Annotated in this window: 1 protein-coding gene; it reads left to right on the top strand. The window is 64.2% G+C overall.

Going from position 1 to position 254, the window contains the following annotated elements:
- A partial coding sequence (locus AAEY88_RS14625; RefSeq protein ID WP_350563551.1) for a hypothetical protein occupies nt 1-254 on the top strand: 254 nt, incomplete at both ends.

The raw sequence follows: 254 nt of genomic DNA, 5'->3' as shown, positions 1-254 counted from the left end.
CCCGTGATCGCGGGCTCGCCGCGCAACGCGCTGCTCGTGTGGCAGAAGTTCATCGACGGCAGCACGGACGCGACACTCGAATACGCGATGTTCGATCCGGTCACCGCGAAGCTGGAAAAACTCGGCTCGCTGAACGACGCGATCCAGTATTACGTGTATTCGGCCGCCTATGTGCCGGAGATCGACCGTTTCATCGTCGTCACGACGACCGCGGACGATCGCGGCGTCGCGATGCTGATCGCGCCGGACGGCCG

This window comes from Psychrobacter sp. CAL346-MNA-CIBAN-0220 (assembly GCF_040309805.1).
Classification (GTDB): Bacteria; Pseudomonadota; Gammaproteobacteria; order Pseudomonadales; family Moraxellaceae; genus Psychrobacter.
Note: the sequence above shows the minus strand (reverse complement) of the source record. Positions and strands in the feature narration are given on the sequence as shown.